This window comes from Pseudomonas sp. FSO-7 (genome assembly GCF_059579345.1).
Genome location: NZ_CM184193.1, coordinates 5,495,459 through 5,519,357, shown reverse-complemented (window position 1 = coordinate 5,519,357; position 23,899 = coordinate 5,495,459). Strand labels below are relative to the sequence as shown.

The window sequence follows — 23,899 nt, the reverse complement described above, 5'->3', positions numbered from 1 at the left end:
AGGCAAAAGTGCTTGCAGGGCAAATGAGGATTGCCAGGCAAAATTGCTTTTGTGGCGAGGGAGCTTGCTCCCGCTGGGCTGCGAAGCAGCCCCCTCGAACGGTCAACCCAGCGCTCTGACTCAACCGCAAGCCTGTTTTGCGATTGCTGCGCAATCGAGCGGGAGCAAGCTCCCTCGCCACAGAAGCCACATCAGGCTCTCGCAAGCGTGGCTTTAAAGCGCCAACCCCGCCTTGACCCGATACTGATTACGCACCGGCGTCGCATATTGCAGCACCAGGAACGGCCGGTGTTCCGGCGGGCAAGCGTCCAGCCGGCGCTGCCATTCTTCCTGGGCCTTGGCCAGCTCATCGGTACCAAACACCTCGGCCGCCGTCGGAACCTGCAACTGCGGATCGGCGTCGGCCCATTGGGCGTAAGCCAGGTAGTGCACCGGGAACAGGCGGTAGCCGCCGAGAATCTGCCGGTCCATTTCCAGGGCCAATTGCTTGGTGTCTTCGAACAGTTCGGTGATGGGCGCGGCAAAGTTCACGTGGACCCGACCCTTGTAGCCGGTGATGCCCTTGGCGATGCTCACGTCGTCCTCGCCCGGCGCCTTCGTGTAGGTGCCGGTAGTGGCGCGGATGTAAAGCTCGCGGGCTTTTGCCTGGTCGCACGGGTCGTATTCGTAGCTGATCGACACCGGTGTGAGGTTCAACGACTGGATCACCTCGCCGAACGGCTCGTCCTTGCGACTCATGTGGAACATCTTGAGGATCGCCGATTCGGTCCGGTCGTCACCGTCCTTGGCCCGCCCTTCGGCCTGGGCGATCCAGATCGAGGCGCAGTCGTTGCGGATCGAGTGGTTGATGTACGCCGACAGCAACTGGTACGCCGCCATTTTTTCCCGCCGCCCGGTGATGGAGCGGTGCACGATGAAACTCTTGTTCAGGCGCATCAGGTCGCTGACAAAGGGCTTTTGCAGCAGGTTGTCGCCAATGGCGATGCGTGGCGTCGGCAGGCCGGCGTGGTACACGGCGTAGTTGACGAAGGCCGGGTCCATCACGATATCGCGGTGGTTGGCGATGAACAGGTACGCGCTGCCGGACTTGAATTGCTCCACCCCGGTGTAGGTCACGCCATCGGTGGCGCGCTCGATGGTGTGGTCGACGTAGAACTCCACTTTGTCCTGCAAGGTGGCGACCGACGTCACACCGGCGAACTCACGGCGCAATCTTTGCGCTATAAGGGGTTTGAGCATCCAGCCGAAGGCGCCGGCCAGGCGTGGGAAGCGGAAGTGGGTGAGGATATCTAGAAACGCCTTGTCGCCGAGCAGCCGTGCCAGCACCGCTGGGACTTCGCTGTCGTCGTAAGGTCGGATGGCATCGAATTCGCCCATCATGCTCTCTTGTTGGAAACGGCTAGGGTAAGTAAAGGTTCGATCGAAAAAACGACGGGGCACGGCCTGGAAGATAAGCCAGACGAAAATAGCCCTGCAAATAGACCGGCGATTATACGCACAAGTCACCTGGGAGACCGCGATGCTGGAAAACGCTCGTTATGATTGTCCCTATTGTGGGGAGGAAGTAGAGACATCCGTGGATTTGTCCGGCGGCGACCAGACCTACATCGAGGACTGTCAGGTGTGCTGTCGGCCGATCACCTTTGTGCTGCAGGTCCATGGCGAGGAGTGGCACCTCGAAGTCTTCAGCGAAAACGAATGATGGGGCGCCCATGCAGCGAATCTACGAGCTGGAAAACCTGATGGAAGGTGAATTATTGCAGGGCATGCTTGCCAGCGAAGGCATCACGGCGCATCTGGTGGGGCGCGATCTGCTGGGCGGCGCGGGGGAGTTGCCCATGCAGGGCCTGCTGGGGCTGGCGGTGGAGGACGAGCAGGCGCAATACGCCCGTGAGCTGATCGCCGCGTACAATGCCGCGCTGCCGCTGCCTGGCGATGAACCGGACAGCTACCCCGGCACGCTGGTCTGTTAGGCTGACGGCCGTTCGTTCGATCAAGAGTCGTGTTGCCCCATGTGTGGACGTTATGCCCTGTTTCGCTGGAACCCCACCTTTGCGGCCCTGCCCGGTTTTCCCGCCGATCAGAAGGCCCAGTGGAATATTTCGCCCAACGATTCGGTGCTGATACTGCGGGCCGGCGCCGAGGGCCAGCGCGAACTGGCCCGGGCGCGCTGGGGCCTGACGCCGCCGTGGTTGACCGACCTGTCCCGCACCCCGGCCCATGCCCGGGCCGAAACCGTGGCCGAGCAACCGATGTTCCGCGAGGCCTTGCGCCTGCGCCGCTGCCTGCTGCCGGCCAACGGTTTTTATGAATGGCGCGGCGGTACGCGCAAGCGTCCGTACTGGCTGACGCCGGGGGAGGGTTCATCGTTGTTTTTTGCCGCGATCTGGGAAGCGTACCCGGTGCAGGAGCAGGTGTGGTTGAGCACGGCGGTCATCACCCAGCCGGCGGCGGGTCAGCGTCGACCGTTGATCCTGGACGAAGAAGGCCAGCGCCTGTGGCTCGACCCGCAGACACCGCTGCATGCCTTGCAAGGGCTGCTGGCAAGCGAGCCGGCACCACTGCGCGAGCGGGTATTGGCCAACATGGTCAATGATCCGAAGCTCAATGGGCCGGAGTGCTTGACGCCGGCTTGAGTTTTGCGGCGATTGTGCTGGCCTCATCGCGAGCAAGCTCGCTCCCACAATGGGCGGCAGGTGTATTCAAATCTTCCGTACACCCGCCATCCCCTGTGGGAGCGGGCTTGCTCGCGAAAGGGGCGTGACATCCAACATTCATGCAAGCTGACCCACCGCTTTCGCGAGCAAGCCCGCTCCCACAATAGGCTACCGGTGTTTACAAAAAATGTGTTCACCGCTATTCCCTGTGGGAGCGAGCTTGCTCGCGATGGCGTCGTGTCAGTCAACCTCGCTCCCACATTAGGTTTGGGGGTTACTCGTGGTGCGGTTCGCCCAGGAAGGTCAGCGAGGTGAATACGCCGCGGGTGGCCACGTCCTTGTTGTCCTTGAGGGCCATTTCCATCTGCGCCGCGATCACATTCAAGCCCTCGTTGCGCACCAGTACCTTGGCCCGGCCTTCTGCGTCGGTTTCCGTCGAGACGGTGTCCGGCGCGCTGCGGTAGTCGCCCACCAGTTTCACACCGACCGCCGGTTTGCCATCCAGCAGTACCCGCACCGGCAATGACTGGCCCGGGCCTACGGTCAGCGGGTCGACTTCCGGCAGGATCACGAACTTGATCGGTGCAAGCGCCGGCAGTTTCGCACCCGGCTCATAGATCGCCAGGCTGTATTTGAATGTGTGGGTCGACTCGATCGCCCCGGGCACTTTGCTGCGGCCTTCGTTGATCCACTTCTTGTCCGCCGTCTGGGACCACATGCCATTGTCCAGGGCCACCGCCAGCACGGCCGGCGGCTTGAGCGGTTGCAGACGAGCGTGGTCCGGCAGGCGCTCTACGGTGACCGGGATCATCTTGCCGCCCAGGTCATAGGCCCAGGCACCGCTGACTTTCTGCGCCTTGAAGGCATTGTCTTCGGCGCCGTGGCCGTAGATCACTTCGATGTTGCCGCGACGCTGTTCGGTCCACAGGCCATGGGCCGAGGCCTGTGTGGCCAGGAGCAGGCCGAGCAGGGCGAAGGTCTTGGGGTGTTTCATGCCGATTTTCCTTTTACAGTGCGAGGGTAAGACTGACGGTGAAGTTGCGCGGCTCGCCGGGGGTGACCCAGTAGTTGCTGTAGGCGCGCTCGTAGTATTTTTCGTCGAAGACGTTGTTCAGGTTCAGGCCCACGGTGACGTCGTCGCTGGCCTTGTAGTGGGCCAGCAGGTCCACGGTGTGGTAGGCCGGCAGTTCGAAATCCTTGCCGGCTTCGCCTGAGCGATCGCCGACGTACGTGAACGCCGCGCCGACATCCGAACCGCGCAGGTGCCCGTCCTGGAATTCGTAGACCCCCAGCACGCTGCCGCTGTGTTTGGCGACGCCGAGGATCCGGCTGCCGGTGGGATTTTCCCGGTCACCCTGGGTCACTTCGGCATCAATGTAGGCATAGGCGCCGATCACGCGCACGGCGTCGGTCACCTGCCCGGTCACCTGCAGGTCGATGCCCTGGCTGCGGGCCTTGCCGATGGCGCGACTGAAGTCGGTTCCGGCGACCGGGCTCAGGACGTTTTCCTTCTCTATATGGAACGCCGCCAGAGTGGTGCTCAGGCGATCGTCGAACAACTCGCTCTTGATCCCCGCTTCATAGCCGACCCCTTCCTCGGGGTCGAACGTCTTGCCGCTGGCATCCAGGCCGTTGTTGGGCTTGAACGAGGTGGACGTGTTGGCGAACAGCCCGACTTCGGGTGCCAGTTGATACAGCAGGCCGGCCCGCTGCGTCAGGGTGTCGTGGCGCTGGCGGCTGGTTTTACTGCGGGTGTGGTCGTCGATGCTCTGCTCGAAATGCTCATAACGCACGCCGAGCATGCCCCGCAGCTTGTCGGTGAAGACGATCTGGTCCTGCAGGTTCAGCGCGCGGCTTTGCACATGCTCGAAGAAGTCCGTGCCGGTCCGAGCACCATTGGGTTTCGGCTGGCCGTAGATCGGCTGATAGATGTCGATGGGGTAGGTGCTGCCACCGATGGTGGTGACGCGCTCGTTCTTGCGGTAGTCCTCGTATTCGCTGCCGATCAGCAGTTCGTGCTGCCACGGGCCGAGGTCGAACAGGCCGCGCAATTCCAGCTGGGTGATGCTGTCGTGCCAATTGTTGTCGCGCTCGCGATAGCGGCGATTCACCGTGTGGTCGTCGGCGTTCAGTGGACGCGCTTCGGAGGCGAAGCCCCAGAGTTCACCTTGTTTGTAGTGACTGGCCAGGCGCAATTGCCAGGTGTCGTTGAGCTGATGTTCGAGGGCGGCCTGGAGCATGTTGTTGTGATTGTCGATGTCGCCGTCGTTGGGTTCGCCCAAAAAGGTCGAGCGGGAAACGCCGCTCCAGCGATTGTTCGGGGCGACGATGCCACGGTCGAACGTCGAGCTGTGGCGCACGATTTCGCTTTCCACCAGCAACCGCGTGTCGGGGTTCAACTGCCAACTGAGGGAAGGCGCGACGAAGACGCGCTTGCTGTCGACGTGATCGCGAAAGCTGTGGTTGTCCTCGACCGCCAGGTTGACCCGCGACAGCAGCTGGCCTTCGGCGTCCAGGGGCGTGTTGACGTCCAGTGCGGTGCGGTAGCGGTCCCAACTGCCGGCGCTGGTCTGCAGGGTGGTGAAGGCTTGCGGTTGCGGTTTCTTGGTGACGATGTTCACCGTACCGCCGGGATCGCCCCGGCCATACAGGCTGGCGGCCGGGCCCTTGAGCACTTCGATGCGTTCGATGTTCGCCGCGTCCGGCGTGCTCGGATAACCGCGGTTGGCGCTGAAACCGTCCTTGTAGAACTCCGAGGTCGTGAAGCCGCGCACGCTGTATTCGTAGAGCGTCAGGCCACCGAAGTTGTTCTGCTTCGACACGCCGCCGGCATATTCCAATGCCCGCTCGACGCTGGTGCTGCCCAGGTCCTTGAGCACGCTGGCGGGAATCACGCTGATCGATTGCGGGATGTCGCGCAGGGCCGTGTCGGTTTTGGTGGCACTGGCAGAGCGGGTGGCGCGATAGCCCATCACAGGGCCGGTGGGCGATTCGTACTCGGAGGTGACGCTGATGGCGTCCAGTTCCACGGGTTGGCTTTCTTCGGCGTAGGAGGGATCGCCGAGCAGGCCCAAGGCGAGGCTGGCAACGGAAATCCGTTTCAGGGATGACATGTTATGTTGTTCCAATTTTTAGTATTGAAACAATATAACACTACTGATGAGAATTTATGCTATTCCTGATTTTCAGAAAAAGTAGCGCCAGACGCTGTTTTCGTGGCGAGGGAGCTTGCTCCCGCTGGGCTGCGAAGCAGCCCCAACAGGATTGATGCGATCAGTCTGGGTTTTTGCGGTGGCAGGTTCAGGGCTGCTGTGCAGCCCAGCGGGAGCAAGCTCCCTCGCCACGGGGATGGGGGCTGTTACGGCTTACTGCTCTTCCTTGAGCACCACCGGCGCCGGCGGTGGGCGCAGGCCGATTTCAGCGGTGAGCTTGAGTTCCTTGCCGTTGCGCATGACCTGGATCGTCACCTTGTCGGTGGGCTTGATCCGCGCCACCTGGTTCATCGAGCGACGGCCATCGCCGGCCGGTTCGCCATCGATGCTCAGGATCACATCGCCCAGTTGCAGGCCGGCCTTCTGCGCCGGGCCGTCGCGGAAAATTCCCGCCACCACGATGCCGGGCCGCCCGGACAAGCCGAAGGACTCCGCCAGTTCCTGGGTCAGCGGCTGGACTTCAATCCCCAGCCAACCGCGGATCACCTGGCCGTGTTCGATGATCGACTTCATCACCTCCATCGCCAGCTTCACCGGAATGGCGAAACCGATGCCCTGGCTGCCGCCGGACTTGGAGAAGATCGCCGTGTTGATCCCGGTGAGGTTGCCGTTGGCATCCACCAGCGCGCCACCGGAGTTGCCGGGGTTGATCGCGGCGTCGGTCTGGATGAAATCCTCGTAGTTGTTCAGGCCCAACTGATTGCGCCCGGTGGCGCTGATGATGCCCATGGTTACGGTCTGGCCAACGCCGAACGGGTTGCCGATGGCCAGGGCGACGTCGCCGATGCGGATGCTGTCGGAGCGGCCGATGGTGATGGCCGGCAGGTTCTTGAGGTCGATCTTCAGCACTGCGAGGTCGGTTTCCGGGTCGCTGCCGATCACCCGGGCCAGGGTCTCGCGGCCGTCCTTGAGGGCCACCACGATCTGGTCGGCACCGCTGGTGACGTGGTTGTTGGTCAGGATGTAGCCTTCCGGGCTCATGATCACGCCCGAGCCCAGGCTCGACTCCATGCGCTTCTGCTTGGGCGAGTTGTCGCCAAAGAAGCGCCGGAATTGCGGGTCTTCGAACAGCGGATGGCTGGGTTTGTTGATGACCTTGGTGGTGTACAGGTTCACCACGGCCGGCGCGGCGGTGGTCACGGCGTCGGCATAGGACACCGGGCCCTGCTGAACCGCCTTGGTTTGCGGCGCTTGCTGCAGGTTGACGTCGAGGCTCGGCAGGCCGACCCATTCCGGGTAGCGCTGGATAATCAGTAGAGCGACAAGCACGCCGGCCAACAGCGGCCAGCCGGAAAAACGCAGCGCCTTGAGCATTAAGCACGTCCTACAAAGGTTGCAGGCGGTATGAGACCGCCCATAATGTCGCGCATTATACGAGGCCGCGCGCGCCTCTGAACGGGATATTTAGGAGTCTTTTCATGGCCGTAGCCCTGAACACCCTGGTTGAAGAAGCGGACCGTTACCTGGCAAGCAGCCGGATTGCCGATTATTGCCCCAACGGCCTGCAGGTCGAAGGCGCGCCCCAGGTGATGCGCATCGTCAGTGGTGTCACCGCCAGCCAGGCGCTGCTCGATGCCGCCGTCGAGGCCGAGGCCGACCTGGTGCTGGTGCATCACGGTTATTTCTGGAAGGGCGAGAACCCTTGTATCACCGGCATGAAACAGCGTCGTCTCAAGACGTTGCTCAAGCATGACATCAGCCTGCTGGCTTACCACTTGCCCCTGGACCTGCACCCCGAGGTGGGCAATAACGTGCAGTTGGCCCGGCAGTTGGACATCACCGTCGAGGGACCCTTGGACCCGGACAACCCCAAGGTTGTCGGCCTGGTCGGCTCCCTCTCCGAACCCATGACGGCGCGGGATTTCGCGCGCAAGGTCCAGGAAGCCCTGGGCCGCGAGCCCTTGCTGATCGAAGGCGAGCAGATGATCCGCCGGGTTGGCTGGTGCACCGGCGGCGGCCAGGGGTATATCGATCAGGCGGTGCTGGCCGGTGTCGACCTGTACCTCAGCGGCGAGGCCTCGGAGCAGACGTTCCACAGCGCGCGGGAAAACGGCATCAGCTTCATCGCCGCCGGCCATCATGCGACCGAACGCTACGGCGTCCAGGCACTGGGTGACTACCTGGCGCGACGCTTTGCCCTGGAACATATCTTCATCGATTGCCCGAACCCCATCTGACTGCTTGTAACCCCTGTGGGAGCGAGCTTGCTCGCGATAGCGGTGGGTCAGTCAACTTCAATGCCGACTGATACACTGCTATCGCGAGCAAGCTCGCTCCCACAAAAGGCCCGAACCACCAGGCATATCCATATGCTGTTTCGATCTAGTTGGCGCCCTGATTAGAAGAGGTCGCTGTGCTAGGATTCCCCGCTCGAACACGGCCCGCTGGCCGTTCATAAGAAAGTTTTCGTGAGTAGCCATGGTCGACAAACTGACGCATCTGAAACAGCTGGAGGCGGAAAGCATCCACATCATCCGCGAGGTGGCCGCCGAGTTCGATAACCCGGTGATGCTGTACTCCATCGGTAAAGACTCCGCCGTGATGCTGCACCTGGCACGCAAGGCGTTCTTCCCCGGCAAGCTGCCGTTTCCGGTGATGCACGTCGACACCCGCTGGAAATTCCAGGAAATGTACAAGTTCCGCGACCGCATGGTCGAAGAACTGGGCCTGGACCTGATCACTCATGTGAACCCGGACGGCGTGGCGCAGGGCATCAACCCGTTCACCCACGGCAGTGCCAAGCACACCGACATCATGAAGACCGAAGGCCTGAAGCAGGCCTTGGATAAATATGGTTTCGACGCCGCGTTCGGCGGTGCCCGTCGCGATGAAGAGAAATCCCGCGCCAAGGAGCGTGTGTACTCGTTCCGTGACAGCAAGCACCGCTGGGACCCGAAGAACCAGCGCCCGGAGCTGTGGAACGTCTACAACGGCAAGGTCAACAAGGGCGAGTCGATCCGCGTATTCCCGTTGTCGAACTGGACCGAGCTGGACATCTGGCAGTACATCTACCTCGAAGGCATCCCGATCGTGCCGCTGTACTTCGCCGCCGAACGTGAAGTGATCGAGAAGAACGGCACGCTGATCATGATCGACGACGAGCGCATCCTCGAGCACCTGTCCGACGAAGACAAAGCCCGTATCGTCAAGAAGAAAGTGCGTTTCCGTACCCTTGGCTGCTACCCGTTGACGGGCGCGGTGGAGTCCGAGGCCGAAAGCCTGACGGACATCATCCAGGAAATGCTCCTGACGCGAACTTCCGAGCGCCAGGGCCGGGTCATCGACCACGATGGCGCAGGCTCGATGGAAGATAAAAAACGTCAAGGTTATTTCTAAGGGGCTGTCATGTCGCATCAATCTGATTTGATCAGCGAGGACATCCTCGCCTACCTGGGCCAGCACGAGCGTAAAGAGCTGCTGCGCTTTTTGACCTGCGGTAACGTCGACGACGGCAAGAGCACCCTGATCGGGCGCCTGCTGCACGACTCCAAGATGATCTACGAAGATCACCTGGAAGCCATCACCCGCGATTCGAAGAAAGTCGGCACCACCGGTGACGATATCGATCTGGCGTTGCTGGTCGATGGCCTGCAGGCCGAGCGTGAGCAAGGCATCACCATCGATGTCGCCTACCGCTACTTCTCCACCGCCAAGCGCAAATTCATCATCGCCGATACGCCTGGCCATGAGCAGTACACCCGCAACATGGCCACCGGTGCCTCCACCTGTGACCTGGCGATCATCCTGGTGGACGCCCGCTACGGCGTGCAGACCCAGACCCGTCGCCACAGCTTCATCGCCTCGTTGCTGGGCATCAAGCACATCGTCGTGGCCATCAACAAGATGGACCTCAAAGACTTCGACCAGGGCGTGTTCGAGTCGATCAAGGCCGACTACCTGAAATTCGCCGAAGGCTTGAAGATGAAGCCCACCAGCATGCACTTCGTGCCGATGTCCGCCCTCAAGGGCGACAACGTGGTGAACAAGTCCGAGCGTTCGCCGTGGTACACCGGCCAGTCGCTGATGGAAATCCTCGAGACCGTGGAAGTGGCGGGCGACCGCAACTTCACCGACCTGCGTTTCCCGGTGCAGTACGTCAACCGTCCGAACCTGAACTTCCGCGGCTTCGCCGGCACCCTTGCCAGCGGCATCGTGCACAAGGGCGACGAAGTGGTGGTGCTGCCGTCGGGCAAGAGCAGCCGCGTGAAATCCATCGTCACCTTCGAAGGCGAGCTGGAACACGCAGGCCCTGGTCAAGCGGTGACGCTGACCATGGAAGACGAGATCGACATCTCCCGTGGCGACCTGTTGGTGCATGCCGACAACGTCCCGCCGGTCACTGACAGCTTCGAAGCGATGCTGGTGTGGATGGCCGAAGAGCCGATGCTGCCGGGCAAGAAATACGACATCAAGCGTGCCACCAGCTATGTGCCGGGCTCGATTGCCAGCATCGTCAACAAGGTGGATGTGAACACCCTTGAAGAGGGCCCGGCCAGCGCGTTGCAACTCAACGAAATCGGCAAGGTGAAGATCGCCCTGGATGCGCCGATCGCTCTGGACGGTTACGAAAGCAACCGCACCACTGGCGCATTTATCGTCATCGATCGCCTGACCAACGGCACGGTCGGCGCTGGCATGATCGTCGCCCAGCCGCTGACCCACGGCAGCAGCACGCACCACGGCAAATTGGCCCATGTGTCGGTGGAAGAACGCGCCCAGCGCTTCGGCCAGCAGCCGGCCACGGTCTTGTTCAGTGGCCTGTCGGGCGCGGGCAAAAGCACGCTGGCCTATGCGGTCGAGCGCAAGTTGTTCGACTCGGGCCGTGCGGTCTTTGTCCTCGATGGGCAGAACCTGCGCCATGACCTGAACAAGGGCCTGCCCCAGGATCGCGCCGGGCGGACCGAGAACTGGCGCCGTGCGGCCCATGTCGCGCGTCAGTTCAACGAAGCCGGCCTGCTGACCCTCGCCGCATTCGTCGCACCGAGTGCCGAAGGGCGTGAGCAGGCCAAGGACCTGATCGGACGTGAGCGTCTGCTGACGGTCTACGTCCAGGCTTCGCCAACGGTGTGTGCCCAGCGTGATCCGCAAGGGCTGTATGCCGCCGCTGGCGACAACATCCCGGGCGAATCCTTCCCGTATGACGTGCCGCTGGATGCCGACCTGGTGATCGACACCCAGGCGCTGACCCTGGAAGAGAGCGTCAAGCAGGTGCTGGATCTGCTGCGCAAGCGTGGGGCGATCTAAGGACCGCCGCTGTAAATAAAAAGCCTGCGGATGAGTGATCATCCGCGGGCTTTTTCATTTATCTGGAGTACAACTCGATCGACTGTGGGAGCGGGCTTGCTCGCGAAGGCGGAGTGTCAGACAGCATATTTGTTAGCTGATACACCGCCTTCGCGAGCAAGCCCGCTCCCACAGGGGAAGTTAGTGGCGGTCTGGATACTCCCGATGCATCTGTTCCAGCAACGCATCCTTATCCTGCCACAACTGGTTGATCCAGCCCTGGAACTCCAGGCGATACGCACCGTCCTGGTCGTAGTTCTTGCCGATGAACTGTGGCGGAACCTTCAGTTCCTGGAAGTGCACCACCACCTCCCCAACGTTGCCGCAGAGCAAATCCCAATACCCCGGACGCCCGCCCGGGTAATGGATGGTCACGTTGATGATCGATTCCAGTTGCTCGCCCATGGCATCGAGCACGAAGGCGATGCCGCCGGCCTTGGGCTTGAGCAGGTAGCGAAACGGTGATTGCTGCTGGGCATGCTTGCTGTCGGTGAAACGCGTGCCTTCGACGAAGTTGAAAATGCCCACGGGGTTGTCGCGAAACTTCGCGCAGGTCTTGCGGGTGGTTTCCAGGTCCTTGCCTTTCTTTTCCGGGTGTTTCTCCAGGTACGCCTTGGAATAGCGCTTCATGAACGGGAAACCCAGGGCCCACCAGGCCAGGCCGATCACCGGCACCCAGATCAGCTCCTGCTTGAGAAAGAACTTCAACGGCCGGATGCGTCGGTTCAGCACGTACTGCAACACCATGATGTCGACCCAGCTCTGGTGGTTGCTGGTGATCAGGTACGAGTGCTGGTAGTCCAGGCCCTCCAGGCCGCTGAGGTGCCAGCGGGTGCGGCGCAGCAGGTTCATCCAGGCCTTGTTGTTGCTGATCCAGGCTTCGTGGATGTGGCCCATCAGCCAGTTGGTGAAGCGCTGGGCGGTGGGGAAGGGCAGCAGCAGTTTGAAAATCGCCACGATGAACAGCGGTGTGCAGCAGGCGATGGTGTTCAGCGCCAACAACAGCGAGGCAATGACGCCGCGCAAGGGGGCAGGCAGGAAGTCCAGCATTTAAATATCCAAAGGTCGGTTGGCGGCTTGGATCGCGGTCAGGGCGATGGTGTACACGATGTCGTCGACCTGGGCGCCACGGGGCAAGTCATTCACTGGCTTGCGCAAGCCTTGCAGCATCGGCCCGAGGCTGACGCAGTCGGCGCTGCGTTGCACGGCCTTGTGGGTGGTGTTGCCGGTGTTGAGGTCTGGGAAGATAAAGACCGTCGCCCGGCCGGCCACCTGGCTGTTGGGCGCCAATTGCCGTGCCACGGTTTCGTTGGCGGCGGCGTCGTATTGCAGCGGACCGTCGATCAACAGGCCATGCTGGGCTTCGTGGGCCAGCAGGGTGGCTTCACGGACTTTTTCCACTTCTTCGCCACTGGCCGACTCGCCGCTGGAATAGCTGAGCATCGCCACCCGCGGCGTGATGCCGAACGCGGCGGCCGAGTCGGCGCTTTGCAGGGCGATTTCCGCCAGTTCCGCGGCGCTGGGGTGCGGGTTCATCACGCAGTCGCCGTAGACCAGCACTTCTTCGGGAAACAGCATGAAAAACACCGAGGACACCAGGGAGCATCCCGGTGCGGTCTTGATCAGTTGCAAGGCCGGGCGGATGGTGTTGGCGGTGGAGTGGATGACCCCGGAGACCAGCCCGTCCACTTCATCCAGGGCCAGCATCATGGTGCCGATGACCACGGTGTCTTCCAGTTGCTGCTCGGCCATCGGCGCGTTCAGGCTTTTGCTCTTGCGCAACCTCACCATCGGCTCGACATAACGCTCGCGAATCGAATCCGGGTCGAGAATCTCCAGCCCCGGTGGCAGCTCGATGCCTTGGGCGCGGGCCACCGCTTCGACGTCGGCCGGTTTTGCCAGCAACACGCAGCGGGCAATGCCCCGGGCCTGGCAAATGGCGGCGGCTTGTACGGTCAGCGGTTCGCTGCCTTCGGGCAGCACGATGCGTTTGTTGGCGGCCTGGGCGCGCTGGATCAACTGATAGCGGAACACCGCCGGCGACAGGCGCATTTCCCGCGGTGTGCCGCAGCGCTGGTGCAGCCATTTGGCGTCCAGGTGACTGGCGACAAAATCGGTGATGATCTCCGCACGTTCGCGGTCATCGATGGGAATTTCCTTGTTCAGGCTGTTGAGCAGGTTAGCGGTGTCATAGGAGCCGGTGCTCACCGACAGCACCGGCAACCCGGCCTGCAAGGCGCCGCGGCACAGATCCATGATGCGTGGGTCGGGCAGGGTGTCGCTGGTCAGCAGCAGGCCGGCCAGCGGCACGCCGTTGATCGCCGCCAGGCTCACGGCCAGGATGATGTCGTCGCGATCGCCGGGGGTCACCACCAGCACGCCTGGCTTGAGCAGTTCCACGGTGTTGCGCATGGTGCGGGCGCAAATGATGATGTTGCTCATGCGCCGGGTTTCGTAGTCGCCGGCATTGAGCACCTGGGCGCCCATCAGGTCGGCCACGTCGCGGGTGCGCGGGGCGTTGAGTTCGGGGCGAAACGGGATGCAACCCAGCAGGCGGAAATCGCCGCTGCGCAGCAAGGGCGAGTGCTCCTTGAGCCGTGCGGAAAACGCCTCCATGCTTTCCTCGGTGCGGACCTTATTCAGGATCACCCCGAGGACTTTCGGGTCCTTCGGCCCGCCGAACAGCTGCGCCTGCAACTCCACCCGCCCGGACAGCTCAGTGAGTACTTCGTTCTCCGGCGCCGACACCAGGATGACCTCGGCGTCGAGGCTCTTGGCCAGGTGCAGGTTGACCCGGGCGGCGTAGCTGGCGTTGCGGGTCGGGACCATGCCTTCGACGACCAGCACGTCCTTGCCGATGGCCGCTTGCTGATAAAGGGTGATGATTTCTTCCAGCAACTCATCGAGCTGGCCGTCGCCAAGCATGCGCTCGACGTGCGCCAGGCCCAGGGGCTGCGGAGGCTTGAGGCCATGGGTGCGGGCCACCAGCTCGGTGGAACGCTCCGGCCCGGTGTCGCCGGGATGCGGCTGGGCAATGGGTTTGAAAAAACCGACTTTCAGCCCGGCCCGTTCGAGGGTACGCACCAGCCCGAGGCTGATGGAGGTCAGACCCACACCAAAATCGGTGGGCGCGATAAAAAAAGTTTGCATGCGGATTCTCTAAGGGTGCATGGCAAAGGCGAGGCTATGACTGCCGTCTACCGTCAATTCAGTCGCCAAGGTTATCGCTAACCGGGCCTTGAGCGCACCAGCCGCAATCAAAGGGCTGGCCTATTTTTTCAATACGTTGCGCAGGGTCCAGCACCCAGGCCCGGGACTGCCACGGGGGTTGATGGCGCAGATGCTGGGTATGGCCGCAGGACAGCTCGGCCACCCAGTGCCCGTCCTCATCCTGATGCAAACCCGTGACCGTCGGTCTGTTCGAGCAGGCCCGTTTGTCCGGGTTCCGTTCGCTTTCGGGCAAATCCTTGTTTAGACTTGTCCGTTCTTCATTCTTATGCAAAAGGTCTCGCCCCATGCTGATCGCCGACAATAAGGCTGTCTCCATCGACTATACCCTGACCAACGACGCTGGTGAGGTCATCGACAGCTCTGCCGGCGGTGCTCCGCTGGTCTACCTGCATGGCGCAGGCAACATCATCCCGGGCTTGGAAAAAGCCCTGGATGGCAAAACGGTCGGTGACGACCTGAACGTGACCGTCGAGCCGGAAGACGCTTACGGTGAATACTCCGCCGAACTGGTCAGCACCCTGAGCCGCAGCATGTTCGAAGGCGTGGATGAGCTGGAAGTGGGCATGCAGTTCCACGCCTCGGCCCCCGATGGCCAGATGCAGATCGTCACCATCCGCGACCTGGAAGGCGACGACGTCACCGTTGACGGCAACCACCCGTTGGCCGGTCAGCGCCTGAACTTCAAGGTCAAGATCGTCGACATCCGTGACGCCAGCCAGGAAGAAATCGCCCATGGTCACGTCCATGGCGAAGGCGGCCACCACCACTGATTTGTGCGCTACGCTCAAGTTGACTGGAGAGGCGCCCTATGGCGCCTTTTTAGTCGCTTGCTGTTAGCATCACCCATGGCAGTTTCGAAAAAGATCCGCAAACCTGGAGTTCGTCATGAGTGCTTTCCACGACCTTAAACTGAAAGCCCTGGATGGTCAGGAGCTTCCTCTGGCGCCGTTCAAGGGGCAAGTCGTGCTGGTGGTCAACGTCGCCTCCAAGTGTGGCCTGACGCCTCAGTACGCGGCGCTGGAGAATCTTTATCAAAAATACAAGGACAAAGGGTTCAGCGTGCTGGGCCTGCCCTGCAATCAGTTCGCCGGGCAAGAGCCGGGGACCGAGCAGGAAATCCAGGAGTTCTGCAGCCTCAACTATGGCGTGACGTTCCCGCTGTCCGGCAAGCTGGAAGTGAATGGCCCTGATCGTCATCAGTTGTACCGCCTGCTGGCGGGCGAGGGCGCCGAGTTTCCCGGGGACATTACCTGGAACTTCGAAAAATTCCTGCTCGGCAAGGACGGTCGGGTGCTGGCGCGTTTCTCGCCGCGCACGGCGCCGGATGATCCTTCCGTGATCCAGGCGATCGAAAAAGCGCTGAGCTGAAGCCATGCGCTGACCTTCGTGGCGAGGGAGCTTGCTCCCGCTCGGTTGCGCAGCAACCGCAAAAAAGGGGCCGCTACGCAGCCCAGCGGGAGCAAGCTCCCTCGCCACAGATGTCGCATTGAGCCATTGCCTCACTGCTCCCTTTTGATCCTTAATCATTCAAATCAATAGTGCTATCCAGCACTGCCCAGGCTCCATATTATCGTCGTCATATCCGACCTGTGACTTCGTCCCGTGGAGTGCCCCATGCCTGCAAAAGCCCTGTTCAAACCCTTCCACCTCGGCGCGTTCGAGTTGCCGACCCGGGTGGTGATGGCGCCGATGACCCGTTCCTTTTCGCCGGGCGGCGTGCCGAACGCCAAAGTGGTCGAGTACTACCGCCGCCGCGCAGCGGCCGGGGTCGGCCTGATCATCACCGAGGGCACGACGGTCGGGCACAAGGCCTCCAACGGCTATCCGAACGTGCCGCATTTCTACGGCGATGCCGCGCTGGCCGGTTGGAAGCAGGTGGTCGATGCGGTGCATGCCGAAGGCGGCAAGATCGTTCCACAGTTGTGGCACGTGGGCAGTGTGCGACGCATCGGCACTGAGCCGGACGCCAGCGTGCCAGGCTATGGTCCGAGCGAAAAGCTCAAGGACGGCCAGGTGGTGGTCCACGGCATGACCCAGGCAGACATAGACGACGTCATCGCCGCGTTCGCCCAAGCGGCAAAAGACGCCCAGAGCATCGGCATGGACGGTGTGGAGATCCACGGTGCTCACGGTTACCTGGTGGACCAGTTCTTCTGGGAAGGCAGCAACCAGCGCACTGACGGTTATGGCGGCAGCCTGGCCAACCGCTCGCGCTTCGCGATCGAATTGATCCGCGCCGTGCGTGCGGCCGTGGGCGAGGGCTTCCCGATCATCTTCCGTTTCTCCCAATGGAAGCAGCAGGATTACACCGCGCGTCTGGTGCAGACGCCCGAAGCTCTGGGCGAATTCCTCAAGCCGTTGTCCGAGGCGGGCGTGGACATTTTCCACTGCTCGACACGGCGCTTCTGGGAGCCGGAGTTCGAAGGTTCCGAGCTGAACCTGGCCGGCTGGACCCGCAAGCTCACCGGCAAGCCCACCATCACCGTCGGCAGCGTCGGCCTGGATGGCGAATTCCTGCAGTTCATGGTCAACACCGACAAAGTCGCGCAGCCGGCCAGCCTGGAAAAGCTGCTGGAGCGCTTGAACAACGATGAGTTCGACCTGGTGGCGGTGGGGCGTGCGCTGCTGGTGGATCCGGACTGGGCGCAAAAAGTCCGTGAAGGGCGCGAACAGGAGATCTTGCCGTTCAGTCGCGAGGCGTTGATGACCCTGGTTTAAGCGGCGCCTTGACTGGCGCTATCGCGAGCAAGCTCGCTCCCACATTGGACGCACTATCTGTGTCCGACCGAAACCCCCTGTGGGAGCGAGCTTGCTCGCGATGGCGATATCAGTATCACCGAATAATTAACGCACAGTTGGCGCAACAGGCATCACCTGCTCACCCACGCAAACCCCGCGCAACTGCGCTTCAAATTGCTCGATCACCGCCGTCCAACCCTGGCGACTGGCATGCTGGCGCGCATTGAGCCGCACGCAACGCAAGGTCTCGCGCTCCTCCAGCAGCCAACGGGCGGCATCGCAAAACGCCTCTTCATCCCCCGGCATCGCCAGCACGCCGTTATAGCCGTGGCGAATGTGTTGCGCAGCCGCGGCCTGATCGTAGGCCACCACGCCCAGCCCGGACGCCAGCGCCTCCAACACCACGTTGCCGAAGGTTTCGGTCAGGCTCGGAAAGACAAACACATCCCCGGACGCATAGTGGCTGGCCAGCGCCTCGCCCCGTTGCGAGCCGCAAAAGATCGCTTCGGGCAATGCCTGCTCCAGCTCGGACCGCTGCGGGCCGTCGCCGACCACCACCAGCTTTATCCGTCGCCCCGGAAAAGCGCTGCACAGCGTGTCGAAACTGCGCTTGAGCAGCCCCAGGTTTTTCTCCGGTGCCAGGCGTCCGACATGGAGCACAGCGATGTCGTCTTCGCCCAGGCCCCACGCTTCGCGCAGGCTCGACGAGCGCTTGACCGGATGGAACAGTTGGCTGTCCACGCCCCGGGACAACAACGCCACGCGCTCGAAATGCCGTCGCTCCAGTTCCAGGCGCTGGCTGAGACTGGGCACCAGGGTCAGGTTGGAGCGGTTGTGAAACCAGCGCAGGTAATGGGTGAGCATGCGACTCAACAACCCGAGGCCGTACTGCTGGGTGTATTGCTGGAAATTGGTGTGGAACCCACTGACCACCGAGATGCCCAGGCGCCGCGCCGCCCGCAACGCCGACAGACCCAACGGGCCTTCCGTGGCGATGTAGAGCACGTCCGGACGATGACGTTTCCAGCGTCGGAGCAGTTTGTGCATCGACGCCTGGCCCCACTGCAACCCCGGATAACCCGGTAACGGCCAGCCCCGGCACAGCAGCAACTGGTCGTCACTGGCCTGGCGCTGGTCGTCGGCCTGGCGAGGCCGTATCAGCTCGACCTGATGCCCGCGGGCGCGCAAGCCGTCGTACAGGCGGCCCAAGGTATTGGCCACGCCATTGATTTCCGGCGGGAAGGTTTCGGTGATCAGCGTAATGTGCAGGGGTGTGGTCATGACCCCAGTGTCGACCGGGGCCATTTCGTCATTGTGACGCCAGGATGATGGATTTGTGACAGCTCAGCCCTGCCGGGCCAACGCGGTCTCGGCGCCTTGCTCGCGTACCCAGAACAAGGTCGCCCCGGCCACCGCCGCCGGCATCATCAGGATGTTCACCACCGGGATCAGCAGCACCAGGTACACGCTGCCGCCAAAACCCAGGCTCTGCCAGCGTTTTTCCCGCAGCCAGGCGAGCATTTCGTTCCACCCCAGCTTGTGGTTGTCCGCCGGGTAGTCGATGTACTGGATCGCCATCATCCAGATGCCGAACAGCAACCACAGTGGTGCGGCGACGAGATTGACCACGGGGATGAACGACAGCACGAACAGCCCCAGGGCGCGGGGCAGGAAATAGCCGAGTTTGCGCGCCTCCCGGGACAACGTACGGGGAATCATGGCGACCAACTCGCCCCAGCTGAAGGCCGGGAAGTCGTCGGTGCCACGGATGACCACTTCGACTTTCTCCGCGAGAAAACCGTTGAATGGCGCGGCGATGATGTTGGCGAGCATGGTGAAGGTGAAAAACACCATCAGCACCACGAGCACCACGAACAGCGGCCAGAGCACGTAGCTGAGGAAGCTCAGCCAATCCGGCAGCGATGGCATCAGCGTGTCGACCCACAGGCTGAACTGATGGCCGGCCAGGTAAATCAATCCGACGAACAGCACCAGGTTGATCGCCAGGGGCAAGAGCACGAACAGACGCAGGCCCGGGCTCAAGACCAGCTTGAGGCCCTCTCGCAAATATTGCGGGCCGGACAGTACGGGGGCGGGCATAGGTGGCTCCGAGCGAAGGTGAACGCGCCGACCTTACCGGCTTTACCACGCCTGGGAAAGCGGCGACATGGCGTGTAACAAGGTTTCTTGTGGCGACGGTGCCTATTGAAAGGACCGCTGGGAATAGAGCTCACCTATGAGCTGGATTGTTAAACCGTATTTCCTTAATCTTCGCTCCCTCGATACGCTGCACCCATTCTTTTCCAGGACTGTCGAACCCAAGCCTTCCCCAAGTGCATCAACGGTCCTTTTTTATTCACGCCGCTTACCCGGCGTTCCGGCCCGCAAGGTCCGGTCAACAGGAGCAGGTCATGTCTGAAGTGCGTCATTCGCGAGTGATTATCCTTGGTTCCGGCCCTGCCGGTTACAGCGCCGCGGTTTATGCGGCCCGTGCCAACCTCAAGCCACTGCTGATCACCGGCATGCAGGCCGGCGGTCAATTGACCACCACCACCGAAGTCGACAACTGGCCGGGCGACGTCCACGGCCTGACCGGCCCGGCGTTGATGGAGCGTATGAAGGAACACGCCGAGCGTTTCGAGACCGAGATCGTTTTCGACCACATCAATGCCGTGGATTTCGCCGCCAAGCCTTACACCCTGACCGGCGACAGCGCGACCTACACCTGTGATGCCCTGATCATCGCCACCGGCGCCAGCGCTCGTTACCTGGGCCTGCCATCGGAAGAAGCCTTCATGGGCAAAGGCGTTTCCGCCTGCGCCACCTGCGACGGTTTCTTCTACCGCAACAAACCAGTGGCCGTGGTCGGTGGCGGTAACACCGCGGTCGAGGAAGCCCTGTACCTGGCCAACATCGCCAGCACGGTCACCCTGATCCACCGTCGCGAAACCTTCCGCGCCGAGAAGATTCTGATCGACAAGCTCAACGCCCGCGTCGCCGAAGGTAAGATCATCCTCAAGCTCAACGCGACCCTGGACGAAGTGTTGGGCGACAACATGGGCGTGACCGGTGCCCGCCTGAAGAACAACGACGGCAGCTTTGACGAGATCAAGGTTGACGGCGTCTTCATCGCCATCGGCCACACCCCGAACACCTCGCTGTTCGAAGGCCAGCTGGAACTCAAGGACGGCTACCTGGTGGTCAAGGGCGGCCGCGACGGCAACGCCACCGCCACCAGTGTCGAAGGTATCTTCGCGGCCGGCGACGTGGCCGACCACGTCTACCGCCAGGCGATCACCTCGGCCGGTGCCGGTTGCATGGCGGCCCTGGACACCGAGCGTTACCTGGATGGCCTGCAGAACGTTTCGTTCTGATTCATCGGGCACAAAAAAACCGGCTTCGGCCGGTTTTTTAATGCCTGGATATCTGCCGGCGAACCCCTGTGGGAGCGAGCTTGCTCGCGATGGCGTCAGGTCAGTCGACATTGATGTTGACCGATACTCCGTCATCGCGAGCAAGCTCGCTCCCACAGGGTTCTGTGTGGTCAGGAGGATCGTGTTCAGGCCAGCTTCGCCAGGCACGCCTCCAGAATATCCAACCCCTCTTCCAGCACGACCGGTTCGGTCGTCAACGGCGCCAGCAGCCGAATGATGTGCCGCGATTTACCGCTGGGCATCAGCAGCAGGCCCGCTTCCCGTGCCAGGGCCAGCAGTTGGGTCAATTGCGCCGAGGCCGGGCTGCCGTCAGCGTGGGCCAGTTCGAGGCCGCGCATGGCGCCGACGCCGGTCAGGCGACCCAGGTACGGGCTCAGCCTGCGGTTGCGCCAGGATTGGTAGCGGCTGACGATCGCCTCTTCCTGTTGCGTGCCCCAGGCGTGCAGGTTGGCGTCGGTCATTTCGTCCAGGGTCGCCAGTGCGGCGGCGCAGGCGATGGGGTTGCCCGAGTAGGTGCCGCCCAAGCCACCCTTGGGCAGGTTGTCCAGCAGTGCCTTGCGTCCCACCACGGCTCCCAGGGGCACGCCGCCGGCAATGCTTTTGCCCAACAGGATCAGGTCTGGCTCGATGCCCAACCGGGAGAAGGCAAAGCGTTGGCCGGTGCGGCCAAAGCCGGACTGGATTTCATCGATGATCAGCACAATGCCCTTGTCGTCGCAGAACTGCCGCAGGGCCTGGGCGAAGGGCACGTCCATCGCCAGGAAGCCGGCTTCGCCCTGCACCGGTTCGACAATGAAACAGGCCACGTCATTCACGTCGATCTCGACGCTGAACAGCCGCTCCATGGCCTTCAAGGCCTCTTTGCAGGTGACGCCGTTGTCCTGGCTGGGATACGGCAGGTGATACACCGGCCCGGGCAGGACGCCGACCTTCTGTTTGTAAGGCGCGACCTTGCCGTTGAGGTTGAGGGTCGCCAGGGTGCGGCCGTGAAAGGCACCGTCAAACGCGATCACGGCGGTACGGCCCGTGGCGCCTCGCACGATCTTCAAGGCGTTCTCCGCCGCCTCGGCACCGCTGTTGGTGAGCATGCCGCTGACCGGGTAGTCCACCGGGATAAATGCCGTCAGGCGCTCCATCAATTCGATGTAGGGGGCGTGAGGGGCGGCGTTGAAGGCGTAGTGAGTCAGCCGGGTGGCCTGTTCGCGGATCGCCTCGACGATGCGCGGATGGCAATGGCCGAGGTTCAACACGCCGATGCCCCCGACGAAATCGATGTAGCGTTTGCCGTCGGTGTCCCAGACCTCGGCATTCTTGCCGTGGCTGAGGCTGACGGGATGCACGATGGAGATCGATTGGCTGATGGTGTCGCTGCTCATGGATGACGGCCCGGACGAAGGAGAAATTTCCGTTATCTAAGCCGCGAGCAGAGGGGCCCGGCAAACGAAATAAAGTTGCCGGGTCAATCTTAAAAGTCGGGATGTGGTGAGGTGCCACTGACTTGGGATGTGCACTGTGGCGAGGGAGCTTGCTCCCGCTGGGGCGCGAAGCGGCCCCGAAACCTGGCAACCCGGAGTGTCAGGCAAATTGAGTTTGACTGTTTGGGGCTGCTGCGCAGCCCAGCGGGAGCAAGCTCCCTCGCCACAAAAGCGGACCTGGCTACAGAGCGGGCCTCAGGTCAGCGCCGTTGCAGCGGCTGCGCCTCGAATTGCACACCCGCCAGCCCGTGGACCATCAGCGCGCGGATATTGCCGTGATCACTGCCTTCGGGCGTCGCCAGTACCGCACGATAATGCTCGCCAAACGCCAGCAGCGCTTCTTCATCGCTCAAGCCTTCGAGCAGCGCCAGGCCCAGGGTCTTGCACGAACCTTCGTTCTGCCCGGCGGCGTTTTGCACGCCGCCGTTGTTGAAGGCCTGGGGTTGGTAGTCGTAGCCGGCGGCGATAAAGGCCAGGGTGTCGGCGAAGGCATGTTCGCCGCTCTTGAGACGGGTACGCAGGGTATCGAGATCAGGCATCGGGTTTTCCTTTGGCGAACGCCGCCTGTTGTTCGGCGCTGGCTTCTTTCTGGTATTGGGCTTTCCACTCGGCGTACGGCATGCCATAGACCACTTCGCGGGCGTCGTCGAGGCTGACCTCGACCTGGCGCTCATCGGCGGCGGCCTTGTACCACTTGGACAGGCAGTTGCGGCAGAAGCCGGCGAGGTTCATCAGGTCGATGTTCTGCACATCCTTGCGGCTGTCCAGGTGGGCAACCAGCCGACGGAAAGCGGCGGCTTCGAGTTCGAGGCGTTGTTGGTCGTTCATGGTGGTCTCTGCGAGACAGCTTCAAGTTGTAAGTTTCAAGCTGCAAGTGGGTTTGCGGTCTTCAGGCTTGAAGCTTACAGCTTGAAGCTTTTAGCGGCTACGAAGTAGTCCGGCTTGCAGCTAGCGTAATCGACACCGACTCGGCAAATCGCAAGGCGTGGGGCTTGTCGACTTCGACTTCGGCGTACAGCACCGACTCGTTGGCCATGACCAGGTCAAGCAATTCCTGGGTCAGGCGTTCGAGCAGGGCGAAACGGTTGCCTTCCACATGGGCGATGATCGCCTTGGTGATGGTGCGGTAGTTCAGCGCGTGGTCGATGTCGTTGTCGCGCACTGCGTCCTGGGCGGCATAGAGGATGGTCAGGTTGATCAACACATCCTGCTTGTTGAGGATTTCATCCTCGTTGATGCCGATGAAGGTGCGCAGGCGCAGGTCCTTGACCCTGATGCGTGCCATGGCTGGTTGAAGTTGTGGCATTTACTTGCTCCGTCGAATCAATTGCAGGAACTCCTGGCGCGTGGTGCTGGAGTCGCGAAAGGCGCCGAGCATCACCGAGGTGTTCATGGTCGAGTTCTGTTTTTCGACACCGCGCATCATCATGCACATGTGCTGGGCCTCGATCACCACCGCCACGCCAGCGGCCTGGGTGACCTGCTGCACCGCGTCGGCGATTTGCCGGGTCAGGTTCTCCTGGATCTGCAGGCGGCGGGCGAACATGTCCACCAGCCGGGCGATCTTCGACAGCCCCAGGACCTTGCCGGTAGGAATATAAGCCACATGGGCCTTGCCGATGAAGGGCAACAGGTGATGTTCGCAGAGCGAATAGAGTTCGATGTCGGCGACGATCACCATTTCATCGCTGTCAGAGGCGAACAGTGCGCCGTTGACGATCTGCTCGACGCTTTGCTCATAGCCATGGCAAAGGTACTGCATGGCCTTGGCGGCACGCACCGGGGTATCGAGCAACCCCTCGCGCTCGGGGTTTTCCCCCAGGCCGATGAGGATCTCGCGGTAGTTCTGGGGCAGGGATAGCGTCATG

Annotated in this window: 24 protein-coding genes; 10 read left to right on the top strand and 14 right to left on the bottom strand. The window is 62.1% G+C overall.

Annotated features, from left to right (window positions below; all coding sequences use genetic code 11):
• Positions 1 to 213: 213 nt before the first annotated feature.
• Positions 214 to 1,380, bottom strand: a complete 1,167-nt coding sequence (locus AC515T_RS24105) for a 1-acyl-sn-glycerol-3-phosphate acyltransferase (RefSeq protein WP_496530296.1) — start codon at positions 1,378 to 1,380, stop codon at positions 214 to 216.
• A 139-nt stretch (positions 1,381 to 1,519) separates the two neighbouring features.
• Here AC515T_RS24105 and AC515T_RS24100 point away from each other — a divergent pair, with 139 nt between their 5' ends.
• Genes AC515T_RS24100 through AC515T_RS24090 form a run of 3 tightly spaced genes read left to right on the top strand, consistent with a single transcriptional unit; the run spans position 1,520 to position 2,636 of the window.
• Positions 1,520 to 1,702: a CPXCG motif-containing cysteine-rich protein gene (locus tag AC515T_RS24100; RefSeq protein WP_122567091.1), complete on the top strand. Its 183-nt coding sequence runs from the start codon at positions 1,520 to 1,522 to the stop codon at positions 1,700 to 1,702.
• A gap of 10 nt (positions 1,703 to 1,712) precedes the next feature.
• Positions 1,713 to 1,973 carry a putative signal transducing protein gene (locus AC515T_RS24095; protein WP_092202539.1) on the top strand — a complete coding sequence of 87 codons (261 nt, stop codon included), beginning with the start codon at positions 1,713 to 1,715 and terminating at the stop codon, positions 1,971 to 1,973.
• A gap of 39 nt (positions 1,974 to 2,012) precedes the next feature.
• Positions 2,013 to 2,636 carry an SOS response-associated peptidase gene (locus AC515T_RS24090; protein ID WP_072409381.1) on the top strand — a complete coding sequence of 208 codons (624 nt, stop codon included), beginning with the start codon at positions 2,013 to 2,015 and terminating at the stop codon, positions 2,634 to 2,636.
• Positions 2,637 to 2,931: 295 nt separating this feature from the next.
• Here AC515T_RS24090 and AC515T_RS24085 read toward each other — a convergent pair whose 3' ends face one another.
• The 3 genes from AC515T_RS24085 to algW all read right to left on the bottom strand — a co-directional run bounded on the left by AC515T_RS24085 (position 2,932) and on the right by algW (position 7,183).
• Entirely contained in the window at positions 2,932 to 3,651 is a 720-nt protein-coding gene (locus tag AC515T_RS24085) for a DUF4198 domain-containing protein (RefSeq protein WP_496530295.1), read from the bottom strand.
• A gap of 13 nt (positions 3,652 to 3,664) precedes the next feature.
• Entirely contained in the window at positions 3,665 to 5,770 is a 2,106-nt protein-coding gene (locus tag AC515T_RS24080; RefSeq protein ID WP_496530294.1) for a TonB-dependent siderophore receptor, read from the bottom strand.
• Between the two features lie 252 nt (positions 5,771 to 6,022).
• The gene (gene algW / locus AC515T_RS24075) at positions 6,023 to 7,183 is read right to left on the bottom strand and encodes a Do family serine endopeptidase AlgW (protein ID WP_072344423.1); all 1,161 of its coding nucleotides are present in this window, start codon (positions 7,181 to 7,183) and stop codon (positions 6,023 to 6,025) included.
• A 104-nt stretch (positions 7,184 to 7,287) separates the two neighbouring features.
• Between algW and AC515T_RS24070 the strand changes: the two genes are divergently transcribed.
• From AC515T_RS24070 to cysN, 3 genes are all read left to right on the top strand, one after another.
• Positions 7,288 to 8,046: a Nif3-like dinuclear metal center hexameric protein gene (locus AC515T_RS24070; protein WP_496530293.1), complete on the top strand. Its 759-nt coding sequence runs from the start codon at positions 7,288 to 7,290 to the stop codon at positions 8,044 to 8,046.
• A 241-nt stretch (positions 8,047 to 8,287) separates the two neighbouring features.
• The gene (cysD, locus tag AC515T_RS24065) at positions 8,288 to 9,205 is read left to right on the top strand and encodes a sulfate adenylyltransferase subunit CysD (RefSeq protein ID WP_003178041.1); all 918 of its coding nucleotides are present in this window, start codon (positions 8,288 to 8,290) and stop codon (positions 9,203 to 9,205) included.
• A gap of 9 nt (positions 9,206 to 9,214) precedes the next feature.
• Positions 9,215 to 11,113 (top strand): sulfate adenylyltransferase subunit CysN, encoded by a 1,899-nt coding sequence (gene cysN / locus AC515T_RS24060; RefSeq protein WP_092172079.1) that lies wholly within the window; start codon positions 9,215 to 9,217, stop codon positions 11,111 to 11,113.
• Between the two features lie 180 nt (positions 11,114 to 11,293).
• Here cysN and yihG read toward each other — a convergent pair whose 3' ends face one another.
• The 3 genes from yihG to AC515T_RS24045 are packed head-to-tail and all read right to left on the bottom strand — an operon-like array spanning position 11,294 to position 14,699.
• Positions 11,294 to 12,202 (bottom strand): 1-acylglycerol-3-phosphate O-acyltransferase, YihG family, encoded by a 909-nt coding sequence (yihG, locus tag AC515T_RS24055; protein ID WP_496530292.1) that lies wholly within the window; start codon positions 12,200 to 12,202, stop codon positions 11,294 to 11,296.
• Positions 12,203 to 14,302, bottom strand: coding sequence for a phosphate acetyltransferase (gene pta / locus AC515T_RS24050; protein WP_496530291.1), 2,100 nt, complete (start codon positions 14,300 to 14,302; stop codon positions 12,203 to 12,205). It abuts the gene before it with no gap.
• Between the two features lie 58 nt (positions 14,303 to 14,360).
• A complete protein-coding gene (locus AC515T_RS24045; RefSeq protein WP_496530290.1) occupies positions 14,361 to 14,699 on the bottom strand; it encodes a DUF3565 domain-containing protein in 339 nt (112 codons plus the stop codon).
• Here AC515T_RS24045 and AC515T_RS24040 point away from each other — a divergent pair.
• The 3 genes from AC515T_RS24040 to AC515T_RS24030 all read left to right on the top strand — a co-directional run bounded on the left by AC515T_RS24040 (position 14,668) and on the right by AC515T_RS24030 (position 17,101).
• Positions 14,668 to 15,153, top strand: coding sequence for an FKBP-type peptidyl-prolyl cis-trans isomerase (locus AC515T_RS24040; RefSeq protein WP_496530289.1), 486 nt, complete (start codon positions 14,668 to 14,670; stop codon positions 15,151 to 15,153). The genes AC515T_RS24045 and AC515T_RS24040 overlap by 32 nt on opposite strands.
• Before the next feature lie 115 nt (positions 15,154 to 15,268).
• The gene (locus AC515T_RS24035; protein ID WP_496530288.1) at positions 15,269 to 15,751 is read left to right on the top strand and encodes a glutathione peroxidase; all 483 of its coding nucleotides are present in this window, start codon (positions 15,269 to 15,271) and stop codon (positions 15,749 to 15,751) included.
• Between the two features lie 246 nt (positions 15,752 to 15,997).
• On the top strand, positions 15,998 to 17,101 hold the full coding sequence (locus AC515T_RS24030; RefSeq protein WP_496530287.1) for an NADH:flavin oxidoreductase: 1,104 nt from the start codon (positions 15,998 to 16,000) through the stop codon (positions 17,099 to 17,101).
• Between the two features lie 126 nt (positions 17,102 to 17,227).
• Here the strand turns inward: AC515T_RS24030 and AC515T_RS24025 are convergent, their stop codons facing one another.
• Together AC515T_RS24025 and cysZ are read right to left on the bottom strand one after the other, a co-directional pair.
• Positions 17,228 to 18,427, bottom strand: a complete 1,200-nt coding sequence (locus AC515T_RS24025; protein WP_496530286.1) for a glycosyltransferase family 4 protein — start codon at positions 18,425 to 18,427, stop codon at positions 17,228 to 17,230.
• Between the two features lie 39 nt (positions 18,428 to 18,466).
• Complete coding sequence (gene cysZ, locus AC515T_RS24020) at positions 18,467 to 19,222, bottom strand: sulfate transporter CysZ (RefSeq protein WP_496530285.1); 756 nt, start codon at positions 19,220 to 19,222, stop codon at positions 18,467 to 18,469.
• Positions 19,223 to 19,533: 311 nt separating this feature from the next.
• Here cysZ and trxB point away from each other — a divergent pair, with 311 nt between their 5' ends.
• Complete coding sequence (gene trxB, locus AC515T_RS24015) at positions 19,534 to 20,496, top strand: thioredoxin-disulfide reductase (protein WP_212799028.1); 963 nt, start codon at positions 19,534 to 19,536, stop codon at positions 20,494 to 20,496.
• Between the two features lie 185 nt (positions 20,497 to 20,681).
• Here trxB and AC515T_RS24010 read toward each other — a convergent pair whose 3' ends face one another.
• From AC515T_RS24010 to folE, 5 genes are all read right to left on the bottom strand, one after another.
• Positions 20,682 to 21,932, bottom strand: coding sequence for a 2-aminoadipate transaminase (locus AC515T_RS24010; protein WP_496530284.1), 1,251 nt, complete (start codon positions 21,930 to 21,932; stop codon positions 20,682 to 20,684).
• 299 nt (positions 21,933 to 22,231) lie between these two features.
• Positions 22,232 to 22,570 carry a HopJ type III effector protein gene (locus tag AC515T_RS24005; RefSeq protein WP_496530283.1) on the bottom strand — a complete coding sequence of 113 codons (339 nt, stop codon included), beginning with the start codon at positions 22,568 to 22,570 and terminating at the stop codon, positions 22,232 to 22,234.
• Entirely contained in the window at positions 22,563 to 22,859 is a 297-nt protein-coding gene (locus AC515T_RS24000; RefSeq protein WP_003205454.1) for a DUF1244 domain-containing protein, read from the bottom strand. Before AC515T_RS24000 ends, AC515T_RS24005 begins: the two co-directional genes overlap by 8 nt.
• Positions 22,860 to 22,956: 97 nt before the next feature.
• Entirely contained in the window at positions 22,957 to 23,337 is a 381-nt protein-coding gene (gene folX / locus AC515T_RS23995; RefSeq protein ID WP_496530282.1) for a dihydroneopterin triphosphate 2'-epimerase, read from the bottom strand.
• Positions 23,338 to 23,898, bottom strand: a complete 561-nt coding sequence (gene folE / locus AC515T_RS23990) for a GTP cyclohydrolase I FolE (RefSeq protein ID WP_014340148.1) — start codon at positions 23,896 to 23,898, stop codon at positions 23,338 to 23,340.
• Position 23,899: the final 1 nt, after the last annotated feature.